Source organism: Kitasatospora sp. NPDC006697, assembly GCF_042869935.1.
GTDB lineage: Bacteria > Actinomycetota > Actinomycetes > Streptomycetales > Streptomycetaceae > Kitasatospora.
In genome coordinates this window covers 54,570-67,959 of the sequence record NZ_JBIAGU010000025.1, presented here as the reverse complement: position 1 = coordinate 67,959, position 13,390 = coordinate 54,570, and the positions used below count along the sequence as shown (strand labels likewise).

11 protein-coding genes are annotated in these 13,390 nt (G+C 71.9%); 5 read left to right on the top strand and 6 right to left on the bottom strand.

Annotation, left to right across the window (positions count from 1 at the left end):
• Window positions 1-1,287, bottom strand: coding sequence for a hypothetical protein (locus ACFYNO_RS29120; protein ID WP_388018963.1), 1,287 nt, complete (start codon window positions 1,285-1,287; stop codon window positions 1-3).
• 174 nt (window positions 1,288-1,461) lie between these two features.
• Between ACFYNO_RS29120 and ACFYNO_RS29115 the strand changes: the two genes are divergently transcribed.
• From ACFYNO_RS29115 to ACFYNO_RS29095, 5 genes are all read left to right on the top strand, one after another.
• Window positions 1,462-1,887, top strand: a complete 426-nt coding sequence (locus tag ACFYNO_RS29115) for an ATP-binding protein (protein WP_388018960.1) — start codon at window positions 1,462-1,464, stop codon at window positions 1,885-1,887.
• A gap of 153 nt (window positions 1,888-2,040) precedes the next feature.
• Window positions 2,041-2,175, top strand: a complete 135-nt coding sequence (locus ACFYNO_RS29110; protein WP_388018957.1) for a hypothetical protein — start codon at window positions 2,041-2,043, stop codon at window positions 2,173-2,175.
• 14 nt (window positions 2,176-2,189) lie between these two features.
• Complete coding sequence (locus tag ACFYNO_RS29105) at window positions 2,190-3,380, top strand: JmjC domain-containing protein (protein ID WP_388018954.1); 1,191 nt, start codon at window positions 2,190-2,192, stop codon at window positions 3,378-3,380.
• Window positions 3,377-4,285 carry an aldo/keto reductase gene (locus ACFYNO_RS29100; protein ID WP_388018951.1) on the top strand — a complete coding sequence of 303 codons (909 nt, stop codon included), beginning with the start codon at window positions 3,377-3,379 and terminating at the stop codon, window positions 4,283-4,285. The genes ACFYNO_RS29105 and ACFYNO_RS29100 overlap by 4 nt, the downstream gene beginning before the upstream one ends.
• A 16-nt stretch (window positions 4,286-4,301) precedes the next feature.
• Window positions 4,302-5,117, top strand: a complete 816-nt coding sequence (locus ACFYNO_RS29095) for a hypothetical protein (protein WP_388018948.1) — start codon at window positions 4,302-4,304, stop codon at window positions 5,115-5,117.
• A gap of 64 nt (window positions 5,118-5,181) precedes the next feature.
• On the opposite strand, the gene ACFYNO_RS29090 is transcribed toward ACFYNO_RS29095, so the two are convergent.
• From ACFYNO_RS29090 to ACFYNO_RS29070, 5 genes are all read right to left on the bottom strand, one after another.
• Window positions 5,182-6,420 carry a cytochrome P450 gene (locus tag ACFYNO_RS29090; protein ID WP_388018945.1) on the bottom strand — a complete coding sequence of 413 codons (1,239 nt, stop codon included), beginning with the start codon at window positions 6,418-6,420 and terminating at the stop codon, window positions 5,182-5,184.
• Between the two features lie 21 nt (window positions 6,421-6,441).
• Complete coding sequence (locus tag ACFYNO_RS29085; RefSeq protein ID WP_388018942.1) at window positions 6,442-9,597, bottom strand: amino acid adenylation domain-containing protein; 3,156 nt, start codon at window positions 9,595-9,597, stop codon at window positions 6,442-6,444.
• Window positions 9,594-10,799, bottom strand: coding sequence for an FAD-dependent oxidoreductase (locus ACFYNO_RS29080; protein WP_388018939.1), 1,206 nt, complete (start codon window positions 10,797-10,799; stop codon window positions 9,594-9,596). Before ACFYNO_RS29080 ends, ACFYNO_RS29085 begins: the two co-directional genes overlap by 4 nt.
• 118 nt (window positions 10,800-10,917) lie before the next feature.
• Window positions 10,918-12,111 carry a cytochrome P450 gene (locus ACFYNO_RS29075; protein ID WP_388018936.1) on the bottom strand — a complete coding sequence of 398 codons (1,194 nt, stop codon included), beginning with the start codon at window positions 12,109-12,111 and terminating at the stop codon, window positions 10,918-10,920.
• Window positions 12,112-12,154: 43 nt separating this feature from the next.
• On the bottom strand, window positions 12,155-13,387 hold the full coding sequence (locus tag ACFYNO_RS29070) for a cytochrome P450 (protein WP_388018933.1): 1,233 nt from the start codon (window positions 13,385-13,387) through the stop codon (window positions 12,155-12,157).
• Window positions 13,388-13,390 lie beyond the last annotated feature (3 nt).

The following is a 13,390-nucleotide window of genomic DNA, read 5'->3' as shown; positions in this document are numbered from 1 at the left end:
TCAGGCGCGCATCTCCTGGATTCGTGCCGACAGCTCGGCAGCCGGCCGGGTGCTGCGGTAGGGCGCCAGTTGGTGGCGGAACTCCTGGAGGTGCGCGACCACGCGCGGGGACCCGACCTCTGTTGTCAGACCGAGGGCTTCACCGGCCGTGCTGCACGCCAGCTCGACTTCGCCGCGTTGGAGTTGCGTGCGCGCCAGCCAGTAGGCGTGGAATGCCCGCCCCCGCTGGTTCGCGCTCGTCTCGGCCCGGAGGGCATCCCTGATGAGTGGTTCGGCGGCTGCGGCGTCGCCGAGCTGGCCCAGGGCGATGCCCGTGTCGACGGTGAGCTTCGTCCGGTCGAAGTACTGGACCCACGCCGGTTCCTCGTCTGCCTGGTCGATGCGATCGAAGTGTCGCCCCGCCTCCTCGATCGCGCGGTGGGTGGCGTCCTGGTCGTGCGCGCTGGCGTGGCCGAAGGCTTCCCGCATGGACAGCATCGCCATCAGTCTCGGGGCGCCGCCGTCGAGCCGTGCGCTGTCCTGGGCGGCCCTGGCGAGGATGACCGCCTCGCGTGCCCTGTCCTCGTAGGTGGCTTGAAGGCTCAGGCAGGAGAGCACGTTGGCGATGAACGGACGGTCGTCGATCTCCCTCGCCAGACGCAGGGACTCGGTGAAGTAGCTGCGGGCCGTGCTGTACTGCCGGGCGTCGAAGTACGTCCAACCGGTGAGGCGCGCGAGTTCGGCCGCGATGCCGTGCAAGCTGCGCTGGTGGTTCGGATCGGCGGTGTCACGCAGAATGCCGAGCACGTAGCGCAGTTGGCCGATGACCGCAGGGCGGAGGGCTTCGCCGCCGTGCTCGTCGTCGCGTCGCCAGTAGTCCTCGATGGAGGCTTGGAGCGAGCGGAGAACCGTCGGCGTGACCCGGGTGCTGGCCGCTATGGCGAGGATGTCGTCCAGCTCCCGGCTCGGCAGTACTGAGTCCGCTGGCAGAGCCGTCGGCTTCCGGGCGGCTTCCGGGCGCTCCCAAGCTCGGGGAGCAAGTCCGACCAGGTGTCCCGGGATGCGGAGGCCGTCCGCGATGCGCTCGATGACGGTCATGTTGGCGATCTCGCGGCGCCCTGCGATGACCTCGCCGACGCGGCTGGGGGTCAGTTCGCAGGCGCGGGCGATCCGGGACGGGTGGAAGCCGCCCCGGGCTTTGGCCAGCCGGAAGATCTCGGTGAAGTTCCGCGCCTGGCAGGCCGCCACCATCGCGGGGTCGGCCAGCAGCTGAGCCGGCAGGCCGGATGCTGGTGTCGGTTCGGTCATGTCGGGTAACCCCCACACCGGGACGATCATCACTCGGTGTCACGTGGCATAACAGACCGCGATTCTATCCACGATGGGTAATCATCTGGCCCTTATCGCGGAACTGTCCGACCGGAAATCCTGGGAATCCTCCGGGGGTCGCCCGGGGAACCCGATCGAGACGGAGGGCGGCCCGTGCTGACGAGCCCGATCGACGCCGTCACGCTGCCTGCGCCGCAGACGTGGGAAGTTGAGCCCGAGTTGGCTGCCGTTCCGTCAACGCGTCGGCTGATCATAGAGGTCGCCCGGGGCTGGCGCGTTCCGCTGTCCGACGAAGCACTGCGGGACGTCGAACTGTGCGCGGGCGAGGTGCTCGCCAACGCCGTGGAGCACGCCGGTGCCCGGTTCCGGGTCACCGCGTGGTGGACGGGCGAACGCATCCGGGTGGAGGTCGCGGACAGCAGCCTGCGGCCTCCCCAACCCGGTGCCGCTGCGGACCTGCTCACCGGCGGTCGTGGGCTCGTTCTGGTCGCGGGACTCGCCCGCTCGTGGGGCTGGAGTCCCGAGGGCGCGGGCAAGGCCGTCTGGTTCGAGATCGACACGCTTCCCGGATCGGCCTGACGCCACTTCATGCTCCAGCCGGCCCGTTGGGGAATCTCGGGCCGGCTGGTCCCGGCGCCGGTCGCCAGTCCTTCTCGATGGCTGACCGGTGCCGTCTCCGAGCTCCCTGCCGGAATCCCGGCGGGAGTACCCCAAGAAGAAGGGAAGAAGCACATGGTGCAGGACACCCCGGCGGCTCCGGCCGCTGAGGGCGGCCTCCTGGTCGCCGCCCGGAAGATCACCGCTGCGCGGGCGCGTACCGAGCAGCCGTCCGACGTCAGCGGCGGCCGTTCCGACGGCAACGACTAGTAAGGCCGCCCACGATGCTTGACGCTGCTTCGTGGGCGGCGCGTCTGGGCGGGGAGTCCTTCCTCGCCCAGACGCTCCACCGCTCCTACGCCGTCCTCCCAGGAGAGGCCGCCGACGTCGCCGGTCTCCTCTCCTGGGACGACATGAACACCATCCTCGCAACCCAGCAGTTGGAGCCCCCGCGGCTCCGCCTGTCGCTGGACGGCGAGATGGTGCCCCAGCACCGGTACACGCTGCCAGTCGCGACGCGCCGGTCCGTGACCTGGCACCGCATCCAGCCGGCCGAGCTGCACGCCCGGCTGGCCGAGGGCGCCTCGATGGTGCTGGACTCGATCGAGAAGATCCACCCGCCGATCGGGACCGCTGCCGAGGCCCTGGAACGCCTCCTCGGGACGCTGGTCCAGGTCAACGCCTATGCCTCGTGGACCGAACGAGAGGGTTTCGGCACCCACTGGGACGACCATGACGTGGTGGTGGTCCAGGTGCACGGCTCCAAGCGCTGGAAGCTGTACGGACCCACCCGCCTGGACCCGACTTTCCGGGACGTCGAGTCGCCGGAGGAACCGCAGGGCGACCCGGTGGCCGATCTGGTGCTGACCGCCGGTGACGTGCTCTACGTGCCGCGCGGCTGGTGGCACGGCGTCACGGCCGATCAGGGCACCGAGTCGCTGCACCTGTCGTTCGGCCTGGTGACGCATACGGGCGCGGACCTCCTGATCTGGCTGATCGACCAGCTCCGCTCGCACCTGACGCTCCGCCAGGACATCCCCCGCTTCGGCTCGCCCCGCGAGCAGGCCGCGTTCGTGCGGGAGCTGCGCGAAGCCATGGCCGTCGAACTGACCGGCCCGGACCTGGTCAGCCGCTGGGCGGACTCGGTGGACACCACCCACTGCGGCCGCGCGGTGCCCTCCCTGCCCTACGTCACCGGCCTGCCCGCTCGGGCGGAGATCTCCGTGCGCCTGACCACACCCCGAGCGCACCTGACGGAGAACCAGGCCGAGGGAACGGTGACGCTCGCCGCTGCTGGAACCGAATGGGACTTCGGCGAACAGGCCGCTCCCATGCTCCGGGTCCTCCTCACCGGCCGGCCCGCCACGCTCGGCTCGCTGGCCGCCACCGCCGGGCTCGAAGTCAAGGACGTGGCCTCGGCGCTCTCGCAACTCATCGAGGGTCAAGCAGCCTCGGTCGTCGGGACGGCGCTATGACGGCCGTCCTGGGCCTGGGGACGTACCGGGTGCGCGCCGTCCAGGAGGCGGCGCGCACCGCCCTCGCCGCCGGTGCGCCCTGGGTGGACACCGCACCCAACTACGCTCACGGCCTGGCCCACCAGGAACTCGCCCCCGTCCTCGGTGAGTACCCGGACGTCTGGCTGTCCACCAAGACGGGGTTCCACACCCGCGCTCAAGGACAGGCCGCTGTCGTGGCGGGCGTGCTCACCGCCGAACAGGCCGCTGTCGGCCACAGCCTGGAGCCGGCGTTCGTCCGCTGGCAGACCGAGCAGTCCTTGCGCGCTCTTGGCCGGACGGCGGACCTGGTCTTCGTCCATAGCCCCGAGCGGGTCCACCAGCAGCTCGGCCGGGACGAGTTCCATGCTCAACTTCGCGCTTGTTTAGCCGAGTTGGAGATCCTGGTGCAGGCCGGGCAGATCCGGGGCTATGGGGTCGCCACCTGGTCCGGATTCACCGCCAGTGTGTTCACCGTGCCCGACCTGATGCGCCTGGCCACCGAGGCGGCCGGTTCGGGCCGCCACCACTTCCGGGGCCTGCAACTCCCGGTGAGTCTGGTGATGGCCACCCCCATCGAGCAGGCGCTCGACGGTGGCGGTCCGCTCGTCCAGGCTCACGAAGCCGGCATCACCACGTTCGGCTCGGCACCGCTGCACGGCGGCGAGCTGCCCGCTCTGATGACACCCGAACTGGCGGAGTTCATCCGGCCGGGCCTCTCGATCCCGGCCGCCGCACTGCTGGTAGCGGGCTCGTGCCCGGACCTGGACGTCGTCCTGCTGTCGGCCAGCAGTCGGCAGCACTGGGACGATGCTGCCAAGGTGCTGGCCGAACCGCTGGCCGCCAGCCGAGTCAGGAAGGTGATCAATGCACTCGCCACCGGATGACGACACCAGAGTCCGCATGGACGCCGCACTCCAGACGGCTGCCCGCCGACTCGGGGTGGAGTGCGACGGAGCCCCAGTCTGGGGAGACCTCGGCAGCACGCTCAGCCGACGCGCCGGTGACCGATGGCTGCGGGTGTTCTCGACCAGGAGGCCGGACGGCCGCCGCCCTGACGGTGAGGGCATCGTGGGCGCGGAGGCGCTGGTCCCGGACGATGTGCCCCGTCCCCGGCTCCACGGCTCGCTCGACTGGGCGACGGACGGCTTCGGCTTCGGCGCCGACCTGCTCGACTTCGTCCAGCACCCGGTGATCTCGCCGCACCGCCCCGACCTCGACCACGACCCCGGCTTGCCGGACCAGTGGTGGAGTGACCTGCGTGGCGCCCTCACGGGGCTCGGGAAGTCCCGGGGCGTGCGGACGACGGTGCGGGACGCCTGGTTCGGCAAGGCCTTCCCGCAGTTCCTCGGCATCCCGGCGCCAGCGGAGATCGAGCGCGTCACCGGCCACGGTGACCTGCACTGGGGCAACCTCACCGCCCCGCTGGTGATCCTCGACTGGGAGCGCTGGGGCCTGGTCCCCGTCGGCTACGACCCCGGCATCCTGTACGTGAACAGCCTCCTCGTCCCCGAGGTGGCCGCACGCGTTCGCACCGAGTTCGCCGATGTCCTCGACACCCCCGCCGGCCGGATCGGCGAGCTCGCCGCCCTCGCCGAGATGCTGCAGGCGGTCGCCCGTGGCTACTACCCCGAGCTGGCGCACCTCCTGGTGGCGCGGGCCGTCGAGCTCACGGGAGTGCAGCCGCCGATCCCGGTCAGCTCGGAGATCCCTGCCTGACCTCACGTCACGAGTGCCCCGCACCAACTGGTGTCGGGGCACTCGGCGTTTTCGACCGGCCCGGTCAGCCCCGCTCCGGGGTGACCCGGACCCGCATGCTGCTCCAGCCCATGCCGAAGTTGGAGAACAACCGAACCGGGTCGCCCAGCACCTCGCTCTCCGCGATCCGGGTCACCATCGACTCCAGCAGCGCCTGCAGGTGCACCCGGCCCAGGTAGGCGCCGAGGCAGAAGTGCGGGCCGTGGCCGAAGCTGACGTGCTTGTTGGGGGTGCGGGCCAGGTCAAATGAGTACGGGTCGGCGAAGGCGTCCTCGTCGAAGTTGGCCGAGGCGTTCCAGAGGGTGACGACCTGGCCCTCCTTCACCTGGTGCCCGCGGATCTCCAGGTCGGTCAGCGCGTGCCGGCCGAAGTGGTTGGTCGGGGTGATCCAGCGCATCACCTCCTCGGTGGCGGTATCCATGCCCACCTCGCCGCTCTTCAGCTTCCGCCACTGCTCCGGGTGCTCGCTGAGCGCGATCAGGGCGCCGGTCGCGGTCGACCGGCTGGACTCGTCGCCGCCCAGCAGCAGGCTGTAGGTGTTGTAGATGATCTCCTCTTCGGTGAGCGGCTTGCCGTCGATGGTGGCGTTGGCCAGCGTGCTGAGCACGTCCTCGCCGGGGTTGCGGCGGCGCTCCTCCAGCATCCCGGAGATGTAGAGGATGATCTCGTTGCGGGCCATCAGCGAGACCTCCTCGCTGTCCTCGGAGCTGTACCGGGAGAGCGTCTGGGCGTTCCAGTCCACCAGCTGCTCGCGGTCCTCCTCGGGCACGCCCATCAGGTCGCCGATGCTGTGGATCGGCACCTGGTCGGCCACGTCGTGCACCCAGTCCAGCTCGCCCCTGTCCACCGCCTCGGCGACCAGGCGGTCGGTGCGGGCCCGCACGCTCTCCACCACGGGCGCCAGCACCCGGGGCGAGAAGGACTTCATCATCAGGTTGCGGATCTCGCGGTGCCGCGGGCCGTCGGTGACGGCCAGCATCTTGCCGGCGGCCGAGTCCTCGCCCAGCAGCAGGGTGCTGAGCACGTTGCCGCGCTCGGAGGTGAACCGCTTGTTGTCGCGGTACACCGCCATCACGTCGTCGTACTTGGTGAGCACCCAGAAGCCGGGCAGGTGCTCGCTGCCGGGGTGCCAGAAGACCGGGCTGTGGGCCCGGTAGGGGCGGAAGAGCTCGTGCGGGTCGTGGTCGAGGAAGGTCTGCGGGTCGGTCAGGTCGAGCGCGGTGGGGTCGAAGTCCACCGGGGCGGCCAGGGCGGGCGCGGTCATCGTTCGGTCTCCTCTGGATCCTCAGGCGGCGGGCGCCGGCGCCGCGGTGGTGGCGAGTTCGGCGATCGTCTGGCGGCGGAACACGTCCTTGGCGGTGATCACCAGTCCGGCCTTCTTCGCGCGGGCGACCACCTTGATGCCGAGCACGGAGTCGCCGCCCAGCTCGTAGAAGTTGTCGGTCACGCCGACGGCGGGCACGCCCAGCACGTCGGACCAGATCCGGGCGAGCACCTTCTCGGCCTCGGTGCGCGGCTCCTGGACGTCCTCGGCGGCGGCCGCGGCGTGCTCGGGGGCGGGCAGCGCCCGGCGGTCCACCTTGCCGCTCGGGGTGAGCGGGAACTCCGGCAGGCAGACCACGGCGGACGGCACCATGTGCACGGGCAGCCGGGCGGCGACGAACTCGCGCAACTCGGCGGGCTGCGCCTGCTGGCCGGGGACGGCGGGGGTGACGTAGCCGACCAGGCGCTTGTGCTCGCCGTCGGCCAGGGCCACCACCAGCGCGACGCCGACCTGCGGGTGCTGCTGCAGGACCAGCTCGATCTCGCCCGGCTCGATCCGGTAGCCGCGCACCTTGACCTGGTGGTCGGCCCGGCCGACGTACTCCAGCACGCCCGCGCTGGTCCAGCGGACCAGGTCGCCGGTGCGGTACATCCGGCGGTCCTGGGGGCCGCCGTAGGGGTTCTCCAGGAACCGGTCGGCGGTCAGCTCGGGCCGGTTGAGGTAGCCCTGGGCCACGCCGGGGCCGGCGATGAACAGCTCGCCGGGCACGCCGACCGGCACCGGGCGCAGCTGCTCGTCCAGCGCGTAGACGGTGGTGTTGGCGACGGCGCGGCCGATCGGGACCGGCATGTTCTCGTCCGCCCGGCTGATCAGGTGCCAGGTGCCGAGTACGGCGGTCTCGGTGGGGCCGTAGAGGTTCACCAGCCGCTTCGGCGGGGTCGGGGAGGCCAGCACCTCGGCCACCCGGACCGAGTTGGCGGCCTCGCCGCCGAAGAGCACGTTGGTCAGCGCGCCGAAGGCGTGCGGGTCGGCGGCGGCGATCTGGTTGAAGACGGCGGTGGTGGCGAACAGGGTGGTGACGCCGTTGCGGCGCATCGCGGCGGTCAGCGCCGCCGGGTCCAGCAGGGTGTCCTTGTCGATCACCACGATCCGGCTGCCGGCCAGCAGCGGGCCCCAGATCTCCAGGATCGCGGCGTCGAAGGTGACGTCCGAGCCCTGGGTCATCACGTCGTCCGGGCCGAGCGAGATCCAGTCGGTGTTGGCGAAGATCCGCACCACCGAGCGGTGGCCGATCACGGCGCCCTTGGGCGTGCCGGTGGAGCCGGAGGTGTACATCAGGTAGGCCGGGTCGTCGGCGGTGACGGCCACCTCGGGGGCGGTGTCGGGCTGGGCGGCGATCTCCTGCTCCAGCTCGTCCAGCGCGACCATCCGGGTGCCGCCGGCCGGCAGCTTGCCGGTCAGCCAGGACTCGGTGAGGCAGAGCGGCACGGCGGCGTCGGAGAGCATGAAGCCGAGCCGGTCGGCCGGGTAGTCGGGGTTGAGCGGCAGGTAGGCGCAGCCGGCCTTGAGCACGGCGAGCAGGGTGGTGATCAGCTCGGGGCCGCGGGGCAGGCAGACGGCGATGAAGGTGCCGGGCTGCACGCCGTCGGCGACCAGCCGGTTGGCCAGCCGGTTGGCGCCGGCCTCCAGCCGGGCGTAGGTCAGCTGCTCCAGGCCGGCGGTGACGGCGACCGCCTCGGGCCGCAGCCGGGCCTGCTCGGCGACCAGCTCGTGCACGCAGCTCTCGGACGGGAAGTCGGTGTGGTTGACCGCCCAGTCGGTGGTGAGCAGCCGCAGCTCGGCCTCGTCGGCCAGCGGCAGGTCGGCGACCGTGCGGGCCGGGTCGGCGGCGACGGCGCCGAGCAGCACCGCCAGGTGACGGGCCAGCACCTCGATCGTCGCGGCCTCGAAGAGCGCGGAGTCGTAGCCGATCTCGACGTCCAGGGCGCCGTCGGCGGTGGCGGTGAAGGCCACCGTGATCTCGAAGGCGGCGGGGCCGCCGGTCAGCTGCTCGGTGCGGATCGCCAGGGCGGGCGCCTGGGCGAATTCGGCGGCCTCGCGGAGCAGCACCAGCACCTGGATGCCGGGGGTGTCGCCGGCGTCCCGGCCCTCGCCGAGTGCGGCGCGGACCCGTTCGAAGGGCACCTCCTGGTGGGCCAGGCCGGCCGCCAGCGCGGTACGGGTCTCGGCCAGCAGCTCGGTGAACGGCGCCTCGGGGCGGACCTGGGCGCGCAGCAGCAGCGGGTTGTCGAAGGCGCCGACCAGGTGGGCCAGCTCCGCGGCGGGGCGGCCGGCGGCCAGGGTGCCGAGCGCCAGGTCCTCCTGGCCGGTGTGCCGGGAGAAGAGCACCTGGCAGGCCGTCAGCAGGCCGGTGAAAAGGGTGCCGCCGGCCGCCTCGGCGGTGGCGGCGAGGGCGCGCGCCGACTCGGCGGGCAGCCGGAAGCCGTGGTGCGCGGCGGTGCCGCGGGCCCCGGTGCGTGGTCGGTCGGTGGGCAGCCGCAGCGCGGGCAGGCCGGCCAGGTGGCCGCGCCAGTGCTCCAGCTGCGCGGCCAGCTCCTGCTCGCCGGCGGCGGCGCGCTGCTCGGTGGCGAACCCGCTGTAGGAGAGCGGAAGTTCGGGCAGCTCGGCGGCGCGGCCGGAGACGGCCGCCGCGTACAGCTCGGCCAGTTCGGCGGTGAGCAGCGCCTCGGAGCGGGCGTCCACGGCGATCCGGTGGGCGCTGAGCAGCAGCACGTGCTCCTCGGCGCCGAGGCCGACCAGCAGCGAGCGCAGCAGCGGGCCGGAGGCCAGGTCGAACGGGCGGGCGGCCAGTTCGGCGGCCTTGGCGGCCAGCTGCCCGGCCTGCTCCGGGCCGGCCGGCAGGTCGGTGAGCTCCAGCTCGACCGGTCCGGCCGGCCAGACCTCCTGGTGGGCGGTGCCGTCGAGCTCGGTGAAGGTGGTCCGCAGTGGCTCGTGGCGGGCGACCAGCAGCCGCAGGGCGGCGGCCAGTTCGGTCCGCTCCAGGGCGCCGGTCAGGCGCAGCGCGAGCAGCGGGTGGGGGCCGCGCGCCCCGTCCTGGCCGGACCGGATGAACTCCTGCCCGAGGGTGAGCGGAAGCCGGTCGTTCGCGGTCGTGCCGTCGGTCGTCCCGTCGGTCATCCCTGCAGTCCTTCCATTTCCATCTCCTCCATCAGGTCGAGGAGTTCGGGGGTGACGAATTCGTCGATCGGGCAGACGCCGGACAGCGTCGAGAAGTACCGGTCCGTCAGTTCGCCGCTGGTGGCGATGGCGCGCAGCAGGTCCAGGTGGTGCGCCGGCGGGGCCAGCCGGGCGGTCTTCAGGGTGGCCTGGTACTCGGGCAGCAGGGCCTCCAGCCGCTGTTCGGCGAAGGTGTCCAGGGCCGCGGCCAGCCGGGCCGGGTCGTGCAGGCCGTCGCCGACGCAGTCGACGAGCAGCTGGGAGGAGTAGAAGCCGTCGGTGATGCCGCGGGCGGTGATCGAGTCCTTGTGGTGGCCGGCGTCGCCGATCAGCACCCAGCCGGGCCCGGCCGCCTGCCGGAAGTAGTTGCGCTGGTCGCCGGTGCCGAAGACGCGCTCCAGCCGGGCACCGCCGGCCATCTCCTCGCGCAGTTCGGGGGCGGTCTTCTCGACGTTGGCGAGCAGCGCGTTGAGGGCGTCGCCGCGCACGGCGTCGAACTGGTCCTGCGGGAGGTAGCCGGCGACCAGGGTGGCGCCGTCGTTGGTCGGCACGGTGCCGACCCAGTGGCCCGGCTTGTCGAAGAGCCGGAACCCGGGCTGCAGGCCGGACCAGTAGGAGTAGTAGGCGCAGGTGGAGGTGGGGTCCTGGACCACGTAGGGGGCGTTGACCTTGGCCGCCACGGTGGAGCGCATGCCGTCGGCGCCGACCACCAGGGCGGCCCGCTCGACGGCGCCGCCGGCCAGCCGGACGCCGACCACCCGGTCGTCCTCGAAGACCAGGTCGCTGACCGAGCAGTTCTCCCGGAACTCCACGCCGGCCGCCACGGCGGCCGCGGCGAGGATCGGGTCGAGCAGGTAGCGGCGCGGCGCGTAGGCGGCGCGCTGCCCCTCGGCGGCCCAGGAGCAGCCGTCCAGCCGGATCTCGCCGTGGGTGTAGCGGACCCGGTCCAGGGCGGGCGCGCCGGTCGCGACGACCTCGGGCAGGATGCCCCAGCGGGCCAGCGCGGCCACCCCGGGCTGGTGGATGTAGAGGGTGGACAGGGTGTCCTTGGGGAACTTCCCGCGCTCGACCATCAGCACCCGGTAGCCGGCGCGGGCGAACAGCATCGCGGCCGGAGCCCCGGCGCAGCGCGCGCCGACCACAATCACGTCGTACTGCGTCAAAGGAGGCTCCTTCGCTCCTGGGCCGGCCGCCCGGCGGCCGGTGTCGTGGTGCGCGGGGCACCCGCGCGGGGTGTGCGGCGGCGGCCCGGACCCGGTGGGGTCCGGGCCGCCGGGGCGCCTAGTCCACCCGGATCGGCAGCTGCCAGACCCCGGTGAACTCCGGGGAGCCGAGGAACTTCGGCGTCTCCCGCGGGTCGATCCGCAGGTTCGGGTAGCGGTCGAACAGGATGTTCATCGCGATCCGGCCCTCCAGCCGGGCCAGCGGCGCGCCCAGGCAGAAGTGCACGCCGCGGCCGAAGGCCAGGTGCGGGTTGGGGTTGCGGGTCGGGTCGAAGGTGTACGGGTCCTTGAAGACCCGGTCGTCCCGGTTGGCGGCCGAGAACCAGGTCTCCAGCACGTCGCCCTCGGGCACCGTCACCCCGCCCAGCTCCACGTCCCGGGTGGCGACCCGGTAGCCCGCGGCCAGCGGGCTGAGGAACCGCAGCGACTCCTCCAGCATCGTCGGCACCAGCGAACGGTCCTTGCGGACCTGCTCGTTGGCGTCCGGGAAGGCGTCCAGGCACAGGATGCTGTTGCCGAGCAGCATGGTGGTGGTGATGTGGCCGGCCGAGATCAGCAGGTTGCCGAAGTTGACGATCTGCCGGTCGGTCAGCCGCTCGCCGTCCACCTCGGCCGCGATCAGCTTGGAGAACAGGTCCTCGCGCGGCCGCCTGCGCCGGTCGGTGACCGCCTCCAGGAGGTAGAAGCCCAGCTCCATGGCCGCCTCGGCCTGGGTGTCGAGCGACTCCTCCTGGGCGCCGTCGCCCGCCTTGGTGGTGAGCTGGGTGCTCGCCATCAGGGACTGGTCGGTCCACTCCTTGAGCTGCTCGCGGTCCTCCCGCGGCAGCCCGAGCATGTCGCAGATGACGATCACCGGCAGCGGGTAGGCCAGGCCCTCGGCCAGGTCGAAGCCGTCGCCCTCGATCTCGTCCAGCAGCTCGTGGGTCAGGGTGGCGATCCGCTGCTCCAGGCCGGCCACCATCTTCAGCGTGAAGGTCTTGCCGACCAGTTCGCGCAGCTTCCGGTGGTCCGGCGGGTCCACCTGGGTCAGGTTGCCGTCGAAGGCGACGGCGGCCTGCTCGGGCGGCAGGAACCGGGAGGCGACCGCGGAGGAGAAGGTCTTGGTGTCGCTGAGGGTCTCCATCACCTCCGGGTAGCCGTAGACGTGCCACATGTCGATCTCTTCGTCGTACTGCACCTTCTGCTCCGGCTGCTCACCGCGCAGCCAGAAGTGCTTGGGGTGCATGTCCCACTTGTCGATGGGGCCGTTCATCGCTTCTCTCCTTCACTGGCCCGGTGACGGGCCCTCAGGCGCCTCACCGGGTGAGGAGCGGCAGCTCCGAGGTGGAGATGACGTGCGGCAGCGGCAGGAAGCTCGGCGGGTTGTCCGGGTCCGTGCGCAGGGTCGGGAAGCGCTCCAGCAGGATCTCGGTGGCGATCCGGCCCTCCATCCGGGCCAGCGGGGCGCCGAGGCAGAAGTGGATGCCCCGGCCGAAGGCGATGTGCGGGTTGGGGTCGCGGTACGGGTCGAACAGGTGCGGGCGGTCGAACTGCAGGTGGTCGCGGTTGGCCGCGGAGAGCGAGATGGCGACCAGCTGGCCGGGGTGGATCTTGACGCCGGCCAGCTCGCCCTCGGCGACGCACGCCTTGTAGGCGGTGGCGATCGGGCTCAGGTAGCGCAGCGACTCCTCGACCACGCCGGGGATCAGCCCCGGGTTCGCCCGGACCGCCGCCTGGTGCTCCGGGAAGGCGTCCAGGCAGAGCAGGGTGTTGCCGAGCAGGGCGCTGGTGGTGGCGTGGCCGACCACCAGCAGCTCGTTGGCGAAGTTGACCACCGCGTTGTCGGTCAGCCGCTCGCCGTCCACCTCCGCCTCGACCAGCTTGGTGAGCAGGTCCTCGCGCGGCCTGATCCGCCGCTCGGCGGCGTGCTCGCGCAGGTAGGCGAACATCTCCGGGACCACCCGCATGGCGGCCTGGGCGTCGACCTCGTCGTCGAACTCCCGGTCGCCCGAGGTGAGGGCGACCGCGCTGTGCGCCATCCGGTCGACCCAGGTCTTGAACAGGTCGCGGTCGCTCTTCGGCACCCCGAGCAGCTCGGAGATGACGATGATCGGCATCGGGTAGGCGAGGTCGTTCACCATCTCGATGCGGTCCTGCCCGGCGACCATGTCGAGCAGCTCGTGGGTGATCTCGACCATCCGCGGCTCCAGCGCGGCGACGGTGCCGCGGGTGAAGGCCTTGCTGATGATCTTGCGCAGCTTGGTGTGCTCCGGCGGGTCGGACTGCAGCAGGGTGCCGTCGCTGAACTCCGGGTCGATCTCGGCGTCGCCGACGATCAGCTCGGCCACGTCGGCCGAGAAGGTCGACGGGTCGGCGAAGACCTCCAGGACCTCCTTGTACCCGAAGACGTCCACGACGCCGTAGTCGTTGACCTCGACCGGGTGGTCTGGTCGGTGGCCCCGGAGCCAGAAGAAGTCCGGGTTGATGCCCAGGCCGTCGGCCAGCGCCGCGGCCGCCTGCTCGTCCGTGCCGGTGGTGATTCCGGTCATGGC